Source organism: Archangium violaceum (assembly GCF_016859125.1).
GTDB classification, from domain to species: Bacteria; Myxococcota; Myxococcia; order Myxococcales; family Myxococcaceae; genus Archangium; species Archangium violaceum_A.
The window spans coordinates 4,084,118-4,104,219 of sequence record NZ_CP069338.1 but is presented as its reverse complement, the minus strand read 5'-3'; the positions used below and the strand labels follow the sequence as shown (position 1 = coordinate 4,104,219).

The following is a 20,102-nucleotide window of genomic DNA, read 5'->3' as shown; positions in this document are numbered from 1 at the left end:
AGTCCGCGAAGGAGGGCCCCTGGGAACAGCGCTGACACTCCCCTCTCCCCTCGGGAGAGGGAGCATCGGTCACTTCCCTGAAAGGGCTCAATCAGTCTCAGCCCTCGACATTGCGCAGGAAGTCGGCGACCTCGGCGAAGCGCTTGTCGAGGTAGCGGCGCACGCCCCCCGTGATGGCGCGGGCATCCAGGGCCCTCTGCATGCTGCGCAGCCAGGCGTCGCGCATGGCGATGTCCACGGGGAAGTGACCGTGGCGCATGCGCAAGCGCGGGTGGCCGTGCTTCTCGATGTAGTCCTGGGGCCCGCCGAGCCAGCCGATGAGGAAGAGACCAAAGCGCTCGCGCATGCCTCGGGACACCCTGCCGTGCTCATCCAGTTCGTGCAGGCGGGCGAGCGCCGGCTCGTTCGCATCCATGGCGTCGTAGAAGGCCTCGGCCAGGGCGCGCACACCCTCCGGACCGCCGAGGCGGTGGAAGGGCATGTCCTCCATGGTGGGGACCCAGTCATCGGAGCCAGGAAGGTTCAGCCCGACGGGCTTCATCTCGGTGGACATATCGGTTCTCAACTCCGTGCCCCCGTGCGCCATTTCAGCGCCCCGTGCGACCACCGGGTGGGGTGGAACCCCTCTACCTCAGGGCGCGTCGGCAGCCCAGCGCTTGGGGCGCGTCTTCAGCGTCGTGAGCCCCAGCGAGTCGCACAGGGCGAGGTAGCGCGCCCGGGGGACGCCGGCCCAGGCCAGGTCCTCCAGTGACTCGGCCAGAGGGGCATCCGTCACCAGGGTGGCCAGCCGGCGGTACAGCAGCGCGTCCTCGCGGTGCTCGCGCAGGGTGGCCGCGAGCTTCTCCGCGCCCCGGGGACGTACGGTCCACGAGGCCGCATCCGCGGGAATCGCATCCAGGTGGCCATAGGCACCGAGCAGAGCCGACGCGCCCTTCTCGCCGAAGCCGGGCAGCCCGGGGATGCCGTCCGCCTCGTCGCCCACGAGCGCGAGCAGGTCCGGCACACTCGCCGGGGGCACACCGAGCTTCGCGCGCACCGCGTCCTCGTCCAGTTCCTTCTGCTGCTTGCGGTCCACCTGCACCACCTGACGGCCGCGCACGCACTGCCCGAGGTCCTTGTCCGGAGTGAGCAACCGCACCTGCTCCACCTGCCCGGCCCAGCGCGCGGCGGCGGTGGCCAGCGCGTCATCCGCCTCGAAGTCCTTCATGGACCACACGGTGAGCCCGAGCGCCCGCATGGCCTCCTCGGCCAAGTCGAACTGGGCGTGCAGCTCGGGCGGGACGCCCTCGTCGGACTTGTAGCCGGCGAAGAGCGCGTTGCGGAACGAGCGGATGGGGTTGTCGAAGGCCAGGGCCACGTGCGTCACGGCCTCGCCCTCGTCGTGCAGCAGCGCGAGCATCGAGGAGACGAGCCCCACGGTGGCCTTCACATCCCGACCGTCCGGCGCGGAGTGCCCGGGCCGGGGCGAGAAGTGGGCGCGGTAGAGCTCATAGGTCCCGTCGACGAGGTGCAGGCGCATGTCCGCTGTCTACCACCAGTCAACGGGAGGGGCCGAGACCTGTCGAGCCGCCTCGTCCTGGCGCGCGCGAGCGCCGCTGGAGGCGATAACTTCCGGAGTGCCCGTCATGCCCTCGGTCAACCCTCCGGTCCTGCTCACCACCCCGCGCCTGAACCTGGCCCTGCTGCCGCCGGACGCCGCCGCGCGCGTGCTCGCCTACCACGAGGCCAACCGCGAGCACCTCGGCCCCGTCTCACCCGCGCGCCCCGACAACTTCTTCACCGTCACCTGGTGGCGCTCGCGGCTCGCGCAGGACGCCGAGGACTGGCGTCGCGGCCAGGCCCTGCGCCTCTTCCTCCTGTCGCGCGAGTCCTCGCTCTCCGCCGCTCCGGTGCTCGGCAGCGTGTCCCTCACCGACATCCGCCGCGGGCCCCTGCAGTCCTGCGAGATGGGCTTCGGGCTCGACCTCCACCACCAGGGCCAGGGGTTGATGAGCGAGGCCGTGCGCGCCGTGTGCGACTACGCCTTCGGCCCCCTGGGGCTGCACCGCATCCAGGCCAACCACCTGCCGGAGAACCAGCGGAGCGCCGCCGTGTTGCGCCGCGTGGGCTTCTCCGTCGAGGGCCTCGCGCGCGAACTCGTCCTCATCGAGGGCCGCTGGCGCGACCACGTCCTCACCGCGCTGGTGGCGCCCCGGCGAGCGGGAGGGTGAAGGAGAAGGTGCTGCCCTTGTCCGGCTCGCTCTCCACCTGGACGCGTCCGCCGTGGGCCTCGACGATGCCCTTGGCGATGGGCAGCCCCAGCCCCGCCCCCTCCCGCGCCCCCTTCGCCTGCCAGTAGCGCTCGAAGAGGTGGGGCAGGTGCTCCGGCGCGATGCCCTTCCCCGTGTCGCTCACGCAGAAGCGCACCTGCGGCCCCTCGCGCCGGGCCCGGATGGTGATGCGTCCACCCTCGGGGGTGTAGCGCACCGCGTTGCCAATGAAGTTGGAGAACACCTGCAGCACCCGGCTCCGGTCCGCCATCACCCAGGGCAGCTCCGCCTCCACCTCGCGCTCCAACCGCAGCCCCCGCGCCTCCGCCAGCGGCCGGTGCAGCTCGACCACCTCGTCCACCAGCCGGAACGCGTCCTCCGGCTTGCGCTCCACGGTCAGCCTCCCCGCCTCGAGCTTCGCCACCTCCAGCAGGTCCTGGATGAGGTGGACGGCCCGGTCCGCCGAGCGCCGCATGAGGTCCGCCTGCTTGCGCCACGACACCCCCTCCGCGCCCTCGGGCAGGTGCTTGAGCAGGTACGTCGCGCCCAGGGAGATGACGTTGAGCGGGTTGCGCAGGTCATGCGAGACGACGGCGAGCACGTCGTCTCGCACGTGCGCGGCCTGCTGGGACACCTTGTAGAGCCGGGCGTTGTCGATGGTGAGGGCGGCGCGTCCGGCCAGGCCCTCGGCGAGCGTGAGGTCCGCCGGGCCATAGCGCCGTCCCGACTCCGCGGTGGAGGCCAGGGTGATGACCCCCAGCGTCCGCCCGCGCGCCACCAGCGGCACGAGCAGCATCGAGCGCGGCGCCAGCGCGCACTGCTGGGTGAAGTGCTCCTCGTCCTCGGAGGCGGCGCGCAGCCAGGCGTCCGACACCTCGGGGACGAGCTCCGGCTCGCCGGTGCGTAGCACGCTCTGCACGCCCACCACCGTGTGGGACCGGGGCCGCGAGCACTCGAGCCGGCGCAGCAGCGGCTCCCGGGCGGAGTCGCGGTGGGCCATGGCCACCTGGTGCACCTCGTCGCCCTCCAGCATGCACACGGTGCAGTAGTCCGCCAGGCGCGGCACCACCAGCCGGGCCAGGCTCCACAGCGTGGCCTCGTACTCCAGCGCGGCCACCAGCACCCGGCTGCTCTCGGAGAGGAACTGCTGTGACTCCTCGGCGTGCTTGCGGTCCGAGATGTCGCGGATGATGGTGGAGAGCATCTCCAGCCGTCCCTCCGCCTCGCGGTGGGCGAGCAGCACCTGGGAGACGGGCAGCTCCCGTCCGTCCGGCGAGAGCAGCGCCGTCTCCCCCTGCCACACGCCCTCGCGTAGCGCGGTGGGGATGCCCTCGGTCAGCAGGCGCCGCGCGGCCCAGGTCGGGTGGGCCGAGGCGATGCTCCAGGCGCTCGCGTTCTGCTCCTCCGCCAGTCCCACCATGCGCCGGCCGGCCCGGTTGAGGTAGAGGCCCCGCCCCTGCGCGTCCGTGCTGCCCACGAGGTCCGGGGTGGCCTCGATGATGGAGCCGAGCCGGCGGCGCGCCTCCTCCGCCTGCTTGCGCTCCGTCACCTCGCGCAGGTAGACGGAGACGCCCTCGCTCGAGGGGCTGACGTGGCACTCGAACCAGGCGCCCAGGGACTCGAGGAACAGCTCGCACTCGGAGACGCCGTGGCCCTCCAGCGCGTGGCGCACCTCCTGCGACAGCCCGGTCAGCGAGTTCCCCGGCAGTATCTCCTCCAGGGTGCGGCCCAGGAGCTGCTCCCTCGGATGATGGAGGACCTCGACCGCGCGGCGGTTGGCGAAGGTGAAGCGCTGCTCGCGGTCCAGGGCGAAGAAGGCATCGGTGATGCTCTCCAGGAGGGCCTCGATGCGTGCGTGCGCCACCTCGGCCCCGGTGCGTGTCGCCTCCTCACGGGCGAGCCGCAGCGCCGCCGCCTCCTCCCGCTTGCGCTTCGTCACCTCGCGCGTCACGGACACCCAGTGCGTCAGCTCGCCCTCCTCGTCCTTCACGGGCATGAAGGAGCTCTCCGCCCAGAAGGAGGAGCCATCCTTGCGGTAGGTGAGCAGCTCCACGCGGAAGGGCTCCCGCCGCCGCAGGGCCTCGCGCGTCCGCTCGAGCGCCGCCTCGTCCGTCTCCGGCCCCACCAGCAGCAGGGAGTCCAGCTCCCGCAGCTCCTCCGCGCTGTAGCCCATCATCCGCGCGAAGGCCTCGTTGACGTAGACGACGCGCCGGGTCTGGCGGCCTTCCGCCGGCTCCGGCTCGAGGATGATCACGCCGTCGTAGGCGTTCACCACGATGGACTCGAAGAGGCGCAGCCGCTCCTCGGTCCGTTTGCGCTCGGTGATGTCCCGGAAGTAGACGGCGAGCCCCTCCCCCGTGGGGTAGCCGTTCATCTCCACCCAGGTGTCCTTCGTGGGGTCATGCTCCTCGAAGTGGACGGCGCGCTGCGTGGTGAAGGCCTCGCGGAAGTACCGCGCGGAGCGCGAGTCGGCGAAGCGCGGGAAGACTTCCTGAGGCGTGCGCCCGAGCATCTCCTCGCGCGGGCGGCGCGACAGCTCCTCGGCCCGGTGGTTGACGTAGGTGAAGCGCCAGGCACGGTCCAGGGCGACGAAGGCGTCGGTGATGCTCTCCAGCATGCGGTGCAGGCGCTGCTCCACCTCTTCGGCCCGGGCCCGTGCGGCCTGCTCCCGCAGCAGCTCGCGCTCGCGCTCGTCGGCACGCAGCCGCGCGGTGATGTCGGTGAAGGTGATGACCGCGCCGATGATGCGCCCGCCCTCCCGCACGGGGCTGCTGCGGTACTCCACGGGGAAGGGGCGGCCGTCGCGCCGCCAGAACACCTCGCCCGTCACATGGTGCGTCTGGCCGTCCCTGACGGCGGCGTGTATCTGGCATTCGGACTCGGGCAGGAGCGAGCCGTCCGGGCGCGAGTGGTGGACGAGCTCATGCTGGGACTTGCCGATGAGCTCCTCCGGCGTCCACCCCAGCATGCGTGATGCGGCCGGGTTGACGAAGGTGGTGCGCCCCTCGGTGTCCAGGCCGTAGATGCCCTCGTCGACGGACGTGAGGATGAGCTCGCCCAGCTGGCGCAGCAGCGCGAAACCGTCCTGTTCCCCGGCGGGGCTCAGGGCGCAGGAGAACCCGCTCAACCCACCGTCCGCGTCGTGCAGGGCGGTGAGCACCTGCCGCGCCCGGAAGCGGGTGCCATCCCGCCGCACGCGCCAGCCCTCGGTCTCACCGTGGCCCTCCCGCTCGGCCTGGAGCAGCTCCCGCTCCGCCTGCTCGCGCTCCTCGGGCAGGTAGAGGGCGGAGAGGTGCTCGCCGAGGAGGTCCGCCCTCGAGTGGAGGGTGAGCCTTCCCGCCCCCGGGCTCCAGAGGGCGATGCGGCCCCGCGCGTCCAGGCCAACGAGCGAGAAGCCCTCCGTCTGCTCCAGCATCCGCACGGCGAGTGCACCCCGAAGCCAGGGAGCATCGTCCTGACGAGGCTCGTCTTCAGGCGCCTCCGATTCACCCGGAGCGCTGTGGACGGTCGGAGGCTGCAAGCAGCGGGGCCCTCCTTTCGGACCACCCGTCGGCCCCCACCGGTTCGAGGGCGGGAGGAGCATTGCTCAAGGCTGTGGATTTGCTCACGCGCACACGAAGCGCAAGGAGGGCCCGGCCAAGCGGCCACTGACTAGCGGGGCGGCGCTGGAGGCACGCGGCGGGATGTCCGGAGTTGTCCCCCAGCGTCTCGAGCTGCTCCAGGAGGGCGCGGCTTCTAGGCCCCCGAGCGCTTCGTCATGTCGAAGAGGGCTCGGGCCTGGGGGCCGAGGAAACCATCGAAGCCGGGTGAGCGCTGGGCGATCTCGAAGTACGCGTAGGGCCAGTCGCGCGTGCGTCCGTCCCGCAGCCGCAGGGTGACGGGAGCGGCGCGGGTGGCCGTCTGGCGCAGGGGACTGCCCGGCTCGCCCTCGATGTCGGCCTTCATGGGGACACCGGCCTCGCGCATGCGCCGCTGCCACACCTCCACGTCGTCCACGCAGCCGGTGAAGTGGTTCACCTTGCGGCCGAAGGCGAGCAGCCACGCGCCGTACTGGGACTCCTTCTCCAGGGCGAGCAGCGCCGCCTCATCGGGTGGAGGTGGAGCGGAGAACCAGTCGGCGAGCGCCTCGAGGGAGCCGGGGGCGGGAGGGTCCTCCGGCAGCGTGGAGAGGATGCGCCGGGCCTCGGCCGAGAGCGCGTCGGCGTGGAGCTCGGAGATGAAGACGCGGGGCAGCCCCTCCGGGTGAGCCATGTAGATGGCGGAGAGGTGCGTATCCGGGAAGGTGTACTGGCCCGCGGGCTTCCAACCGAAGCGCTCGAAGACGCGGGCGAAGAGCGCGATGCCCCCACCCGGCCGGGAGAGGGAGCGGAGCGCGATGTGGTCATTGCGGAAGGCGCCGCCGGAGAGCTGGGCGAAGGTGCGCGCGTAGGGCACCTCCGCGGCGTAGCGTTCCCACAACAGGTCCAGGAGTCGGGTGGCGTCAGGGCTCATGACGCGCAGTCATAGCCGGAAGCGGGCCCTACTTCCCGCGCCGCTGCGCGAAGAGCCAGGTGCTCACCGCCTTGTCGAGGTACACCGTGTCGAAGATGTCGTGGCCCAGGCCGGGCAGCTCGGTGTAGCGCACGGAGTTGTCCCCCAGCGTCTTGAGCTGCTCCAGGAGGGCGCGGCTCTCGGAGACGGGGACCACGGAGTCGGCGTCTCCGTGCCACATCCACAGGGGCAGGCCCTTGAGCTTGTCCAACCCGGAGCGCTCCGGGTAGCGCCCGGATACGGCCACCACGGCGGCGAAGCGCTCCGGGTAGCGCGCGGCGAGCTGCACCACGCCCCGAGCCCCCATGGACTGGCCCGCCAGGTACACCCGCTTCCGGTCCCCGCCGTACTCCGCGAGGGTGCGCTCCAGCGCCTCGAGGGCGAAGTCCGCCACGTCCCCGCTCCACTCCCGGTCGGGTGGGCACTGGGGCAGCACCAGCACGGCCGGGTAGCGCTCCGGATGCGCCCGGGCCGCCTCCGCCACGCTCTGGGTCCTCGGCCGCACCCCGTCCCTGCCGCGCGAATTCGCGCCGTGCAGCGCCAGGATGACTGGCCACGACGAGCCCTGGCGGTACCCCGGCGGCAGGTACACCGAATAGAGGTACATCTCGCCGCGCACGGTGAGGGACTTCGCCACGAACGTGCCGGCATTCCCACTCGGGGCCGCGGGCATACCCGCCTCGGACGTCCCCGCCAACAACCACGCCACCAGCACCAGCGTCACCGAACCCATGGGTCTCCTCGTGTACCCGCACAGGTCCTGTCGCGGGGTGGGGGAAGCCCTGGAACCTATCCCCGAGCAAGAGGAGACGGGACGCACCTGACGCCCACCAGGCGCTCAAGGGTTGCGTTTCCATCACCCGGCGCTTGCATCTGACCGCATAGGTGGGAAACTGCGGCTGCGCGCGTCCTCGGGATTCGACCTTGGAGGGGTTTTGTCTCCCGAGGACGCGCGCAGTCTTCCGCAACCGGATTCGCGCCGCGGACTACCTTGGAGGGGTTCCCCCGCGTGCGCGTCATCCGGTATTCCGGGCGCACATACGGTAAATCGGGGGTGGATTGCCAGTCCCTGGTTCACAAAGCCATTAGCGCGGCTTTACCGCGCCCATTAGCCTTGCTGATTCCTCACGGGTGATGCCATCAGCCTACAGCATGGAAGGCTGTGTGCCTACCAGTTTGTGGGGTGGGCCTCCCAGCGGCTGAGAGCCCGCCCCAACCTCAATGATATCGGGCACCTAGCGCCGGTTGGACATCATCCGGCCGATGGCGAGCAGCACGATGGCACCGACGACGGCCCCGATGAAGCCGCTGGGCTGCAGCAGGCGCCAGTTTCCGCCCCGGAGCACCGAGGCGATGAAGCCGCCCATGAAGGACCCGGCGATGCCCAGCAGGGTCGTGGCGATGAGGCCCAGGCCCTGCCGGCCGGGCATGATGGCGCGGGCAATCAGCCCCGCCAGGAAACCGAAGATGATCCATCCACACAGGCCCATCGCGCCCTCCTCTGGTGTTTCGCGCTGAGGTGAAGCCCCAGTCTGCATGAAGTACGTGCTGGGGCGAACATCATTGCTCCCGGGCTCCCGAACCCGAGAGGTTCGCAGGGCGGCGCTGTGAAGCCGTTCACACCTTTGACGTGAAGCCGTTCGTTCCGCCCGGCCCGGGAAACGTGATCGTCTCGGCGTCTGGAAGTTCAGGGGACGCAGCCATGTCAAACCCTCTCATTGGCGAGATCCGCATGTTCGCCGGCCGCTTCGAGCCCCGTGGTTGGGCGCTGTGCGATGGCCGGCTCCTGTCGATCTCGCGCCACTCGGCCCTCTTCTCCGTCCTGGGTACCACCTATGGAGGCGACGGCATGACCACCTTCGCGCTGCCGGACCTGCGCGAGCGCGTGCCGTCTCCCTCCGGATCGGGCGCGACGCTCCACTACATCATCGCGCTCGAAGGCGCCTTCCCCGCCCGGGGTTGATGCCGGACGGGCCCGCTCCAGGAGCCGCTCAGTACCGCGGGTCGACGACCTCGGGATGGTGGCGGACGTAGTCGATGGCTCCCGCGAGGTCGAAGCCACCGCTGTCGACGAGGAACCGCACGGTGAGCTGCCCGAGCGAGGTGTAGGGCAGGTAGGCGTCGACGAAGCCGCCGCCATTCGCGTCCATGTACCGGACCGACTCCTCGATTTCCCGCACGACGTTGGGCATCGCCTGCTCGAAGGCGCGGCGCAGCACCGGGTCGCTGGAGGTGCAGTAGGTATCGGCCTCGAACTTCTTGAAGATGCGGGCGTTGCGCATCTGGAAGAGGCGCGTCGGGTTGTCGTCGACGATGACGACGCGGCGCAGCTGCTCGTCGAAGACACGCAGGTCCTTGGACGGCTCGCGCAGGGGGTTGCCCTTCCTCGGGTCGGCCACACCCTCGGATTTCTCCTGCAGGACGAGGTGGCTGTTGGTCAGGATGCCGGCGATCGCGGGGTGCTCGGTGAGGGGGACTCCCTCGAGCTTCCATTGCGCGAGGTTCTCGAGGGTGACCGTGTCGACATTGGCGGAGAAGAGCACCACGGCGCCGCCGAGCGCCTGGATGCGCTCGAAGGCCTGCCGCCAACCCGGGACGAGCTTCAGGTAGCGGACACCGTCCTTCTTCGGGACCGCGACATCGTGACAGGCCTCGCCCACCTCGGCGGGGTAGTACTGATCGAAGAGGGTCTCATCGAGGTCGAAGACGACGATGAAGCGGGCCCTGCCGAGCGTCTCGGGCTGGAGCCGGCTCTCGAAGTCGCCCCGGCGGACGCGCTCGAGGGCGGCACTGAACGCGGCCACCGGGTCGGAAGCGGGGCTGGCGCGGACCTGGTCCCGGAAGAGGTTCTGCAGCTCGACGGCCTGCGCCCGGGAGAGCTGGAAGCACGTCATCAGGCGGCTGATGTTGAAGAAGCGGCGCTCCTCCTTGCTGTCATTCGGGCCCGCGTACTTGTCGACCCAGTCGGGCAGTGCCGGGATGGTGAGCGCATCGAGCCCGGAGCAAGACGCGTTGCCAGGGGCGGACGTGGCGGAAGAGGCCGTCGCACAGCCGAGGACCGGCGCGGAGAGCAGCAGGAGCAGGAGGAGGCGAGACATGGGGTCTCCGGAGTCGAAGGTGGCGGACTTGTCCGGCAGTCGGACAAGTCCGGGAAGAGTCAGGTCCGGCCGGAGGCCACCGCGAGCAGGCTGGCCTCCACGCCGGCGAGCAGCTCGTCCAGCGCGGCGTCCGGGATGTTGAGCGCGGGGGCGATGTACACCGTGTCCCCCATGGGGCGCAGGTACAGCCCGCGCCGCCTCGCCGCCTCGTACACACGCCAACCGCCGCTCGCCAGGTAGCCACCGCTGCCGAGGTCCACCGCGCCCACCATGCCGAGGGCCCTCGGCCGCGTGACGCCGGGAATCGTGCCGGCCATGCGCTCGAAGGCGGCCTTCACCTTCGGCGCCTTGCGAGCCACCTGCCCCAGCACGTCCTCGTCGCGGTACACCGCGAGCACCTCGCGAGCCACCGCCGCGCCCAGCGGGTTCCCACAGTACGAGTGTCCGTAATACAGCGCCCGCTCGCGCCCTCCGCCGAAGCCCGAGAAGACGCGCTCGGTGGCCAGCGTGGCCGCGAAGGGCATCAACCCTCCGGACAGCGCCTTCGCCAGACACAGCAGGTCCGGCACCACGCCGGCCAGGTCACACGCGAAGCGAGCCCCCGTGCGCCCCATGCCGGTGAAGACCTCGTCGGCGATGAGGAAGGTGTCCACCGCCCGGGTGGCCTCGCGCACGGCCCGGACGAAGGCGGGCGCGTACATCTGCATGCCCGCGGCGCCCTGGATGAGGGGCTCGAGGATGACGGCGGCGATCTCGTCCGGATGCTCGCGCAGCGTGGCCTCCACCCGGGCGAAGGCGTGCTCCCAGCCCGCTGGCTCCGCGGGGGAAGGCACGTGCACCACGTCGAAGAGCAGCGGCCCGAAGACGTCGCGGAACACCTCCACCCCGCCCACGCTGGTGGCGCCGATCGTCTCGCCGTGGAAGGCCCCCGAGAGCGTGATGAAGCGCGTGCGACGGGGGCGGCCGTTCTGCGCCCAGTACTGCGCCGCCATCTTGATGGCGACCTCCACCGCGGTGCTCCCGTTGTCCGAGTAGAAGACACGCGAGAACCCGGGGGCCAGCGCGACCAACTCCTGCGCCAGACGGGCGGCCGGCTCGTGCGTCACGCCCGCGAGCGAGGTGTGCGGCAGGGAGCCGGCCTGCTCGGTGAGCGCGCGCACCAGCCGGGGGTGACGGTGTCCCAATGTGGACACCCACCACGAGCCGTTGGCGTCCAGGTAGCGCGTCCCGTCCGCGTCGTAGAGGTACGGGCCCTCGGCGCGTACCACCACCAGTGGATCCGTCTTCGCGATGTACTCGTCCATCGCGGTGTACGGGTGCCATACGTGCCGCTTGTCCAACGTGACGATGTCCGCGCGATCCATGCCGCTCACTCCTCCGATGCGCGGCCCTCCCTACCACGCGGCCCGCCCTCGCGCTCCAGGAGTTCCCAACCCCCTCACACCCGCCCCCTGGCGAGGCCCGAGCCATGACATGCTGTGCCACATGAGCAAGCGACCGAGCAGCAAGCCCCCTTCCGTCCCGCTGACGCGCACCGCGCTCCTGTCGATGGCCCTGACCCTGTCCGCCTGCCCGGACAAGCAGGAGAAGGCACCTTCCGCCCCCAGCGCGGCCACCGTCTTCAAGGACTCCCCTTCGGCCGAGGCGCCTCCGTCCCCCTCCGAGGGCACGCCCACGGCGCCGCAGGGCGGCACGCAGCAAGTCCCGGCCAACACCGCCCGGACACCGGAGCAGCTCTTCTCCAGCCTGGGCTGCCGTGCCTGCCATGGACCGGGTACGGCCTTCGCCCCCGTCCTCGCCAACTCCCGCGACAAACCGGCGGAGGTGGTCGCCATGTGGATTCTCGACCCCCAGAAGATCCGCCCCGGAACGATGATGCCGAGCTTCGCCGGCCGCATCTCCACGAGCGAGGCGCTCGCGCTCGCCCAGTGGATCAAGGCCGGCAACCCGGCTCCCGCCAATACCCCGTAGGCGCCGGCTCACTCCTGGTTGCCGAGGGGTAACTCCAGGGTGAAGCACGCTCCCCGCCCGCGCCCCTCGCTGGCCACGACCAGACTGCCCCCCATTTCACGGGCGGTATTGGCCGCCCAGTGCAAGCCGTAGCCCAGGCTCCCCGAGCGCGTGGTGAATCCATACTGGAAGACGCGCTGCAGGTCTTCCGCGGAGATCCCCACGCCGTTGTCCCGGACCACGAGGAGGAAGCGCCCCGGCGAGCTGGGGCGTGCCTCGATGCGGATGCACTTGTCGGCCTGGTCCGCATCCACCAGGGCCTGCTTCGCGTTGCTGATGAGGTTGACCAGGATGTGCAGCACCTTGTGCCGCTCGAGCGAGGCCACGGGCAGTCGCGCCATGTCGCGCTCGATGCGCACCCGGTGCCGGGTCAGGGAGGACTGCTGCATGCGCAGCGCGTCCTCCACCAGTTCATCCACGTCCACCTGCTCCACGAGCCGTGGCCCGTTGGCGTACACCTGCTGCGCGTGGATCGTCGCCCCGATCTGCTCGAGGTTGGTCTTCATCGACCGCAACTCCACGAGCATGTGGTCGGCGTCCCCGCGCAACTTGTCGCCCAGCTTGTCGAGGTACTCGGGGAGCATCCGCCCCCGGGAATCCTTCTCGAGGAACCCGGCGAGGTCCTCCTTCTCGTCCGTCAGCAGCCGGGCGCTCTTCTTCAACTGCTCCACGGGCAGGCGGGTGACGTCTCGGACCAGGCTCTCCGTGGTGACCACGAGCGAGTTGAGGGAGTTGCCGATGTTGTGCAACACCCCGCTGGCGATCTCCGCCATGCCCGCGCGGTGCGCCACCTCGACGAGCTGCTTGTGCGCCGCCTCCAGCGCGCTCGTGCGCTCCTGGACGCGCTGCTCCAGGTCCCCATAGAGCGCCGCGTTCTCCAGCGAGAGCGCGAGCTGCGAGGCCAGGAGCGTCAGGGTCTGCAGGTGCCTGGAGGTGAAGACACCCGCGGCCAGGTTGTTCTCGAGGTAGACGACGAGCAGCAGCCGGCCCTGGTGGAAGATGGGGAGCGACAGGACGGAGCGCGGAGCATGGCGGTGGACATAGGGGTCATCGGCCAGGGAGTCGTCGCGCGACAGGTCCTCCACCACGAGGGGCTGCTGCGTCCGGATGGAGCGGCGGATGACCGAGCCGGGCACGCGCTCGGCGTCGGCGGGCGTGTCGCTCGCGTGGCGGCGGGTCTCCCCCGTGAGGGCGGTGTGCTCCATGACCACGAAGAGGTGCTGCCGCTCCTCCCGGAGGAGGACACACCGTTGGGCGCCGGCGTTCTCGCAGAGGATGACCACCACCCGCTCCAGCAACCGGTCCAGGTTCATCTCCGAGAAGAACACCCGTGAGGCCGCCAGGACGCTCTGGAGATCGAGCAGGCCGAGATCGCTCCGGGTCTCGTCCGGTGCTCGCGCCTCGGACGCACCGGCGGGCTGCTCGGAAAGGCCCTGCTCGGAGTAGCGGGCGGAGAGGTAACGCAGCAGGGCGTGCGCCCCCCAGCGCGAATGGGCGTCATGGGCCTCGAGCAGGTGGGGCCGCGCGCGGTGCGCCATCCCCCATTCGAGGAAGAAGCGGGCGGTCAGCTCGTGGGCGAGGGCCTCGTCATGGGGATGCTCGTGCTCCCGGGCGAGCGCGATGGCCCGGTCATAGTGCTCGAGCGCCTCGGCACGCGCGCCTCGCACCCGGCAGCGCTCGGCCTCCACGAGGTGGTACGGGTGGAGGAAGTTCATGGGAGCCGACCGGGCCCAGCGCTCCATCCGCCGTTGGTTCGCGGAGATCCGCTCCAGCGCCGCGCTCCGCTCCACCTCGCCGAGCTCGGGAAGCAGGGCGAGCCGCGCCAGGGAGTCGAAGAAGAAGTAGCGGGGAACGAGGAGCTGGGCCGCCACCGCCGGCAGGTACTTCTCCGCCGCGTCGGCGCTCTCCACCGCCAGCCGGTACTGCCCGAAGAGATAGGCCAGCATCAGCTTGTTGACGTACGCGATGCAGCTCGCGGTGCCATCACCGTCCGCCACGTAGCGCGGGAGCAGCGCGTCTTCGTTCCAGGCCCGCCCCACCAGGCGCCACGGCGTCTCCCCCTCCCCCGAGAGGTTGAGCACGGCCTGTTGGTACACCGCGTACTGCCGGAGCGTCACCCGGCGGTGGTGGTGCTCGAGGACCTTCCGGTACTCGTCCATCTCCTCCACGAGCGGGCCGAGCGGCCGCCCCAGGAAGAACGAGTGGTGGCAGTAGAAGTCCGCCGCCCACCCCATGAACTCGAGGTCTCCCGTCTCGAGCCCGCTGGCGTACGCGTCCAGCAGGGGCTTCAGGCTCTCGCGCACGTGGCGCTTCCAATGGAGCGTCTTCACGTTGACCACGTAGAGCGTCTTCGCGCGGGGCTCCTGGACGTTGAAGCGCTCGAGGATCTTCAGTGCCAGTTGACCGGCCTGGTATCCCGCATCGAGCTCGTCGAGCATCCCGCAGAGGATGAGCCCGTACATCGCGAAGGTCGGGGCCGTGATGGGCGCCACGCCATGCCGCGCGGTCAGCACGACCGTGCGGAAGATGAGCAGTTGCAGCAGCGCGGGCTTCGTCTGGTAGGCGGGCGGCGCCAGCAGGGTCAGGATTCGCACCGCCGCCAGGGACCTGGCATCCGTCATCTCCGGCAGGGAGCTGAGTTGCTCCAGCGAGCCGTCACCCACCGCGGCACGGACCTCCTCGCGCCCCCGCTCGATGTCCTCGGGCCGGGGTGCCGCCGGGAACTCCACCCCCAACTCCCCCAGCACGTGGAGCCCGGTCTCCAGAGCGAAGGCGAGCCGCTCCTGGGCGATGGCCGTCTGGATGCGGATTTCGTAGGCCCGCACCCGCTCCAGCACCGTGCGCGCATGGGACAGCACCGCGCCCACCAGCTCGTCCTGCCGCGCGAAATGCCTGCTGAGCCAGGCCGCGCGCGCCGCCTCCTCGTGGAGGGCGAGCGTCAACTCGTAGTGGGTCCGCCAGCTCTCCGGCTCCAGGAGCGTCAACCCCGTCTCCAGGTACTCGCGCGCCACGTCATACGCGTTCGACGTCAGGGCCCTCCTGCCAGCCCGCAGATTCGCCCGCGCGAGCTCGTGACGCTCCTCCACCTCCACCAGGAGCCCCCGGGCGACATTCAGGTGGTTCACGATGTCGAACAGGTGCTCCTCCCGCTCCTGCGCGGAGGCCGTTTCGAGCAGGCGCCTGCCTATCTCGAGGTGGGTCCGCTGCCTGTCCGATTCCGGGATGAGCGAATGGGCCGCCTGCTGCACCCGGTCGTGCAGGAACCGGTAGCGCACCGACAGGGGCGCCATGCCCGTGGCCTCGAGGCCCTCCGGGTCCTGGTAGAACTTGTAGACCTCCGAGGTGGGGAGGATCAGCCCCTCCTGCAGCGCGCACCACAGCGCCGCCGCCGTATCCGCCTCCGAGCCCCCGTACACCCGGGAGAGCGTCGCCAGCTCGAACCGGTTGCCGATGCACGCGGCGAGCTCGAGCACCTTCCGGGTCTCCTCGGGCAGACGCTGGAGCTGACCGGCCATGAACTCCACCACGTCCGAGGACAGCGACTGGTCCCGCACCTGCGCCAGATCGCACTGCCACATGTGCGCCGAGGCGTCGTAGCTCACGAGGCCCCGCTGGAAGAGGACCTTCAGGTACTGGGAGGTGAAGAAGGGATTGCCTCCCGTCTTCTGGTAGACGAGCCCCGTCAGAGGCCGGGCCCGCTCCGGCGGACACGAGAGCGTCTCCGCCACGAGCTCGTTCACCACCTCCTCCGGGAGCGGCGCCAACGTCAGCGGGTGGACCGCCACGCCGGCGTCGCGGATCTCCTCCAGCGTCAACAGGAGGGGATGGGCCGGGGTCACCTCGTTGTCCCGGTACGCGCCAATCAGCAGCAACCGCGCGGAGCCCAGCTCCGTGGCCAGCAGGTGCAGCATCTTCAGCGAGGCCGCGTCCGCCCATTGCAGGTCGTCCAGGAAGATGACGAGCGGATGCTCCTGCGTCGCGAACGCGCGCAGCAGCCGGATGAGGAGCAGGTTGAAGCGTTGCTGGGCGGCGGAGGGCTCGAGCTCCGTCACCCGGGGCTGGGGCCCGATGAGGCCCTCGAGCTCCGGCATCATGTCGAGCAGCACCCGACCCTCCCTGCCCAGGGCCAGCTGGAGCCGCTGCCTCCAGGTCTCGAGCCGCTCGCCGCTCTCCGACTGGAGTTGCCGCACCAGGGAGGAGAGGGCCTGCACCAGGGCCGAGTACGGAATGCTCCGCCCGAGCTGGTCGAACTTGCCCGAGACGAAGAAGCCCTTGGCGCGGACGACGGGCCTGTGGATTTCATTGACCACGGCCGTCTTGCCGATGCCCGAGAAGCCCGTCACCACCAGCAGCTCCATGCCCCGCTGGCACACCCGGTCGAACGCGTTCAACAGCGTCCGGACCTCCTCCTGACGGCCGTAGAGCTTCTCCGGAAGGTGGAACCGGTCCGAGACGTCCCTCCGGGCCAGCTCGAAGAGGGGGACGGACCCCTGCTCCCGCAGGGCCTCGAGGCACACGCGGAGATCATGCCGGAGCCCGTACGCGCTCGCGTAGCGATCCTCGGCGGCCTTCGCCATCAACTTGAGCACGATGCGCTCGACCATCTCGGGGATGGCTGGCTCCAGCTCGCGCGGCGGGCGCGGTGGCCGCGCGATGTGGCAATGGGCGAGCTCCAGCGGATCCGTGCTCTGGAAGGGGAGACGGCCCGTGAGCAGCTCGTAGAGCGTCACGCCGAGCGAGTAGAAGTCGGTGCGGTAGTCGATGCCCCGGTTCATCCGCCCGGTCTGCTCCGGAGACATATAGGCCAGGGTTCCCTCGAGCAGCGCCAGGTTCTCGAGCGCCTGGGTCTCCCGTGGCAGCCGCGAGGCGATGCTGAAGTTCGACAGCAGGATGTCGCGCGTCTCGGGGTGGATGACGATGTTGGAGGGCTTGAGGTCCTTGTGGATGACCCGGTGCTGGTAGAGCCCCTCCAGCGTCTCCGCCAGCGAGATGCCGATCTCGAGCACCTGTGGCACGGTGAGCGGGTGGGCCGCGACGTAATCGTTCAGCGGAACGAAGCCGCGATCCGCCGAGATGATGGCGAAGCCGTTGTGGCAGCGCTCGAAGGCCAGCGGCGAGACGACGCCCGGGAGCCGGAGGTCTCGAATCAGGGCATAGTGATTGCGGAGCTGGAGCAGCTCGGAGAACGAGGGCCGCTCCGCGCGCAGGAGCCGGATGATGACGGGGAGCTCGTCTCGCGTCCGCCATCCCCGATAGAGGAGGAACCGGGCCCCCGCCTGGAATAGCGCCCCCACCCGGTACCCGGGAATGGAGGGGACGAGCGCCGGGGACGTTGTGACATCGGGCGGAGACGGCGTCATGAGAGGATTCTCTATTGAACACGCTCGGCACGGCCATCCGATTCATGTCTTCCTGGGTGCCACCCATACGCCCAGCACCTCGGCCCCCTGCTCGCCGTGAAGAAGACGCCAACCCACACAGGGAGGGAGGAAGCAGACACGGGGAGGCAGGTTGCGCGGCGAGCATCCGGACCCCCCGTTAAGAAGGTTTCCCGTGGCCGCCCACCTCCGCCTCCGCATCCTCGAGTCCATCACCGACGTCCCCGCCTCCGAGTGGGACGCCCTCACCGGACCCGACGCTCCTCCCTTCATCCTCCATGCGTGGCTCTCCGCCATGGAGGAGAGTGGCAGCGCCCGCCTCGAAACGGGTTGGGAGCCCCACCACCTGACGCTGTGGCGCGGGAAGAAGCTCGTCGCCGCCTCGCCCGCCTACCGCAAGCACCACAGCATGGGCGAGTACATCTACGACTTCTCCTGGGCCAGTGCCGCCGAGCGGCTCGGCGTCGAGTACTACCCCAAGCTCGTCGTCGGCGCCCCGCTCTCCCCCGCCACCAGCCCGCGATTCCTCGTCGCCGCCGGGGAGGACGCGCCCGCCCTCCGGCTCGCGCTCGTCCAGGCCGCCATCGAGAGCGCCCGCGAGGGGGGCTGCTCCTCCGTCCACTTCCTCTACCCCCGCGAGGACGAGGCGGAGCTGCTCGAGGAGCAGGGGCTCGCGCGCCGCATCACCCTGCAGTTCCACTGGAAGAACCCGGGCTATCGCGGCTACGACGACTACCTGGCCCGCTTCGACTCCAAGCGCCGCTCCCAGCTCAAGCGCGAGCGCGCCGCCGCCGCCAACCAGGGCATCACCATCCGCACCGTGCGCGGCCAGGAGCTGGGCCCCGAGCACGCCCGGCGCGCCTATGGCTTCTACGAGGCCACGTGCGCGAGCCGTGGGCCGTGGGGCCAGGTGCAGCTCACCGAGGACTTCTTCCTGCGTGCGTTCCGCGCGCTGCCGGACAAGGTGGAGCTCGTCCAGGCCGAGCGCGGGGGCAGGGTCATCGCGGGGGCCTTCAACCTCGTCACGCCCGAGCGCCTCTATGGCCGCTACTGGGGGTGCGTCGAGGAGCACCCGTTCCTGCACTTCCACGTGTGCCTGTACCACTCGGTGGACGAGTGCATCCAGGCGGGCCGCAAGGTGTTCGAGCCCGGCGCGGGCGGCGAGCACAAGATTGCCCGCGGCTTCGAGCCCACCGCGGTGCACAGCGCGCACCTCCTCTTCGACAAGACGCTCGACAAGGCGGTGCGCGACTTCCTGCGCCGCGAGCACGCGCACCTGCAGCCCGCGGTCGAGCAGGCCACGGAGCTCGCCGGCCTCAAGCCGTGGCCCCTGCAGGGCCGCGCCACCGGTTAGCGGACCTCCATCGGCTGGAACACCACCCCATCCAGCTCCAGCCGCCGCACCGCCGCCACCATCCGCTCACTGGCGATGATGAGGGCGGACCAGTCGGCCAGCCGGAACACGTCCAAGTCCTCGGGCAATGAGGCGGCGGCGAGGATGGAAGGTTCCGGGAGGCTGTAGCCCTGGGTGCGGCCACACGTGGAGCACGGGGGGGCGAGGTCCCGCGGCAGGCAGTCGGGATGGAATTGGCCGTGCAGCTCGAGTTGCAGGTCCAGCAGCTCCGGATGGTTCTTCTGCCGGAAGCGCACGTTCATCGGACAACCCTGAAGGCCGCGAATCCCAGCCGCTTGCAGCTTCTCCAGCGCCTCGCGGCGCACGTAGAGCGACCAGGGGTTCTGCATGAAGAGCTGGCCGAAGTACCCCGAGGCCGTCCCCGTCAGCGGGCCGAACTTCGTCACGGGCATCAGCTCAGCACCGGGAGGGGCCCATGGGCGCACCAACTCGCGCAGCCGAACGAACTCCTCGTACGGCACGGGCCAGGGGTTGGACAGCTTCTTCTGCTCCTCGGCTGGCAGATGCGCGAGGTCCACGCAGGGGTACTGCGCCGCGGAGTTCCCTGCGTAACGGCCACAAACGGGGCAAGGCGCACTGCCGGGCAACACCCATCGATGCGTGGCGTTCAGGTTGCCCGTGTAACGCGGCGCTTCATCCTGCTCAACCACATAGAACCGCATGGCGTCCTCTCCACCTCGCTCGAACCTCACGGAGCGAACATCTGGGGCCCAGGTGAGGCGAGCGCATGGCCGTAGGGCACGACGGGCCCGACGATATCGAAGCGGTAGGCCAACTCGAAGGCCTTCGCCAGTAGCTCCTCTGGAGGAACCGTGCGACGCAAGTTGGCTTTCTGGAAATCGCGCCACGCCTGATTCCACGGGCCGCCGCGCCCGCCATCCCGATGGATGCGCAGGTGCGCGTGCTCAGGGATGACCATCGTCCACTCGTGAGGGTTGATGCCTTGCGCTCTGAACCAGGCGGAGAGCTCAGATGCCTGGGGAAACAAGTGATGTTTGACCAGCTTGCCCTCGAGCCGTGGGAAGGCAGGGAGGAAACCCTCGCGGTAGCGGAAGTGGAACGTCATCCGTGGCCGCGCCCCGTCGCGAAGTCCCGTGCGCCTCCAGTTACGAGAGCTGCCCGGGTTGCGCACGAGCGGGCGATAGGGACCACCCCTCGCCAGCTCCGCACCATGGGACAGGGGCGCACGCACCACAGCCTCCTGGTCCACATCCTCGCAGCTGAAGACGCCGCACTCGCCCGCCTCACCATCGCACGCCAGCACGACGCACTGGTCGGCGTCCGGGTCCTCGCATGCACCGGCATCGTCCTGTGCAACTCCCGCCCATGCGCGCATAGCGGAAGAGGGCGTGCCACACCCGGACAGCAACAACACGCCAAGGGATGACCACAGCAGGAGCAGGGCCCGAAGGAGCCTTTGCAT

15 protein-coding genes are annotated in these 20,102 nt (G+C 70.2%); 4 read left to right on the top strand and 11 right to left on the bottom strand.

The window, feature by feature from the left end:
- Positions 1 to 97: 97 nt before the first annotated feature.
- A complete protein-coding gene (locus JQX13_RS17680) occupies positions 98 to 553 on the bottom strand; it encodes a group II truncated hemoglobin (RefSeq protein ID WP_203410168.1) in 456 nt (151 codons plus the stop codon).
- A 78-nt stretch (positions 554 to 631) separates the two neighbouring features.
- Positions 632 to 1,519 (bottom strand): 5'-3' exonuclease, encoded by an 888-nt coding sequence (locus JQX13_RS17675; RefSeq protein ID WP_203410167.1) that lies wholly within the window; start codon positions 1,517 to 1,519, stop codon positions 632 to 634.
- Positions 1,520 to 1,625: 106 nt separating this feature from the next.
- Between JQX13_RS17675 and JQX13_RS17670 the strand changes: the two genes are divergently transcribed.
- On the top strand, positions 1,626 to 2,210 hold the full coding sequence (locus tag JQX13_RS17670) for a GNAT family N-acetyltransferase (RefSeq protein ID WP_203412065.1): 585 nt from the start codon (positions 1,626 to 1,628) through the stop codon (positions 2,208 to 2,210).
- On the opposite strand, the gene JQX13_RS17665 is transcribed toward JQX13_RS17670, so the two are convergent.
- The 4 genes from JQX13_RS17665 to JQX13_RS17650 all read right to left on the bottom strand — a co-directional run bounded on the left by JQX13_RS17665 (position 2,173) and on the right by JQX13_RS17650 (position 8,269).
- Entirely contained in the window at positions 2,173 to 5,769 is a 3,597-nt protein-coding gene (locus tag JQX13_RS17665; protein WP_203410166.1) for a PAS domain S-box protein, read from the bottom strand. The two genes, JQX13_RS17670 and JQX13_RS17665, sit on opposite strands and share 38 nt — an antisense overlap.
- A 215-nt stretch (positions 5,770 to 5,984) precedes the next feature.
- Positions 5,985 to 6,740 (bottom strand): DUF1338 domain-containing protein, encoded by a 756-nt coding sequence (locus JQX13_RS17660; protein WP_203410165.1) that lies wholly within the window; start codon positions 6,738 to 6,740, stop codon positions 5,985 to 5,987.
- Between the two features lie 28 nt (positions 6,741 to 6,768).
- Complete coding sequence (locus JQX13_RS17655; RefSeq protein WP_203410164.1) at positions 6,769 to 7,512, bottom strand: alpha/beta hydrolase-fold protein; 744 nt, start codon at positions 7,510 to 7,512, stop codon at positions 6,769 to 6,771.
- 502 nt (positions 7,513 to 8,014) lie between these two features.
- Positions 8,015 to 8,269, bottom strand: coding sequence for a GlsB/YeaQ/YmgE family stress response membrane protein (locus JQX13_RS17650; RefSeq protein WP_203410163.1), 255 nt, complete (start codon positions 8,267 to 8,269; stop codon positions 8,015 to 8,017).
- 212 nt (positions 8,270 to 8,481) lie between these two features.
- Between JQX13_RS17650 and JQX13_RS17645 the strand changes: the two genes are divergently transcribed.
- Entirely contained in the window at positions 8,482 to 8,742 is a 261-nt protein-coding gene (locus tag JQX13_RS17645) for a phage tail protein (protein ID WP_203410162.1), read from the top strand.
- Between the two features lie 28 nt (positions 8,743 to 8,770).
- Here JQX13_RS17645 and JQX13_RS17640 read toward each other — a convergent pair whose 3' ends face one another.
- Together JQX13_RS17640 and bioA are read right to left on the bottom strand one after the other, a co-directional pair.
- On the bottom strand, positions 8,771 to 9,877 hold the full coding sequence (locus JQX13_RS17640; protein WP_203410161.1) for an NIF family HAD-type phosphatase: 1,107 nt from the start codon (positions 9,875 to 9,877) through the stop codon (positions 8,771 to 8,773).
- A gap of 59 nt (positions 9,878 to 9,936) precedes the next feature.
- A complete protein-coding gene (bioA, locus tag JQX13_RS17635) occupies positions 9,937 to 11,241 on the bottom strand; it encodes an adenosylmethionine--8-amino-7-oxononanoate transaminase (RefSeq protein WP_203410160.1) in 1,305 nt (434 codons plus the stop codon).
- Positions 11,242 to 11,362: 121 nt separating this feature from the next.
- On the opposite strand from bioA, the gene JQX13_RS17630 reads away from it, so the two are divergent.
- Positions 11,363 to 11,848, top strand: a complete 486-nt coding sequence (locus tag JQX13_RS17630) for a c-type cytochrome (protein WP_203410159.1) — start codon at positions 11,363 to 11,365, stop codon at positions 11,846 to 11,848.
- An 8-nt stretch (positions 11,849 to 11,856) separates the two neighbouring features.
- On the opposite strand, the gene JQX13_RS17625 is transcribed toward JQX13_RS17630, so the two are convergent.
- A complete protein-coding gene (locus JQX13_RS17625) occupies positions 11,857 to 17,247 on the bottom strand; it encodes a trifunctional serine/threonine-protein kinase/ATP-binding protein/sensor histidine kinase (RefSeq protein ID WP_203410158.1) in 5,391 nt (1,796 codons plus the stop codon).
- A gap of 193 nt (positions 17,248 to 17,440) precedes the next feature.
- Between JQX13_RS17625 and JQX13_RS17620 the strand changes: the two genes are divergently transcribed.
- On the top strand, positions 17,441 to 18,619 hold the full coding sequence (locus JQX13_RS17620) for a GNAT family N-acetyltransferase (protein ID WP_239014804.1): 1,179 nt from the start codon (positions 17,441 to 17,443) through the stop codon (positions 18,617 to 18,619).
- On the opposite strand, the gene sitI6 is transcribed toward JQX13_RS17620, so the two are convergent.
- Positions 18,616 to 19,341, bottom strand: coding sequence for a SitI6 family double-CXXCG motif immunity protein (gene sitI6, locus JQX13_RS17615; protein WP_203410157.1), 726 nt, complete (start codon positions 19,339 to 19,341; stop codon positions 18,616 to 18,618). The genes JQX13_RS17620 and sitI6 overlap by 4 nt on opposite strands.
- A gap of 26 nt (positions 19,342 to 19,367) precedes the next feature.
- On the bottom strand, positions 19,368 to 20,102 hold the full coding sequence (gene sitA6 / locus JQX13_RS17610) for a SitA6 family polymorphic toxin lipoprotein (protein WP_203410156.1): 735 nt from the start codon (positions 20,100 to 20,102) through the stop codon (positions 19,368 to 19,370).

Bases quoted from the DNA above. Each gene is read 5' to 3' on its own strand.
- JQX13_RS17680 (WP_203410168.1), bottom strand. From the start codon at position 553: ATGTCCACCGAGATGAAGCCCGTCGGGCTGAACCTTCCTGGCTCCGAT.
- JQX13_RS17675 (WP_203410167.1), bottom strand. From the start codon at position 1,519: ATGCGCCTGCACCTCGTCGACGGGACCTATGAGCTCTACCGCGCCCAC.
- JQX13_RS17670 (WP_203412065.1), top strand. From the start codon at position 1,626: ATGCCCTCGGTCAACCCTCCGGTCCTGCTCACCACCCCGCGCCTGAAC.
- JQX13_RS17660 (WP_203410165.1), bottom strand. From the start codon at position 6,740: ATGAGCCCTGACGCCACCCGACTCCTGGACCTGTTGTGGGAACGCTAC.
- JQX13_RS17655 (WP_203410164.1), bottom strand. From the start codon at position 7,512: ATGGGTTCGGTGACGCTGGTGCTGGTGGCGTGGTTGTTGGCGGGGACG.
- JQX13_RS17650 (WP_203410163.1), bottom strand. From the start codon at position 8,269: ATGGGCCTGTGTGGATGGATCATCTTCGGTTTCCTGGCGGGGCTGATT.
- JQX13_RS17645 (WP_203410162.1), top strand. From the start codon at position 8,482: ATGTCAAACCCTCTCATTGGCGAGATCCGCATGTTCGCCGGCCGCTTC.
- JQX13_RS17640 (WP_203410161.1), bottom strand. From the start codon at position 9,877: ATGTCTCGCCTCCTCCTGCTCCTGCTGCTCTCCGCGCCGGTCCTCGGC.
- bioA (WP_203410160.1), bottom strand. From the start codon at position 11,241: ATGGATCGCGCGGACATCGTCACGTTGGACAAGCGGCACGTATGGCAC.
- JQX13_RS17630 (WP_203410159.1), top strand. From the start codon at position 11,363: ATGAGCAAGCGACCGAGCAGCAAGCCCCCTTCCGTCCCGCTGACGCGC.
- JQX13_RS17625 (WP_203410158.1), bottom strand. From the start codon at position 17,247: ATGACGCCGTCTCCGCCCGATGTCACAACGTCCCCGGCGCTCGTCCCC.
- sitI6 (WP_203410157.1), bottom strand. From the start codon at position 19,341: ATGCGGTTCTATGTGGTTGAGCAGGATGAAGCGCCGCGTTACACGGGC.
- sitA6 (WP_203410156.1), bottom strand. From the start codon at position 20,102: ATGCAAAGGCTCCTTCGGGCCCTGCTCCTGCTGTGGTCATCCCTTGGC.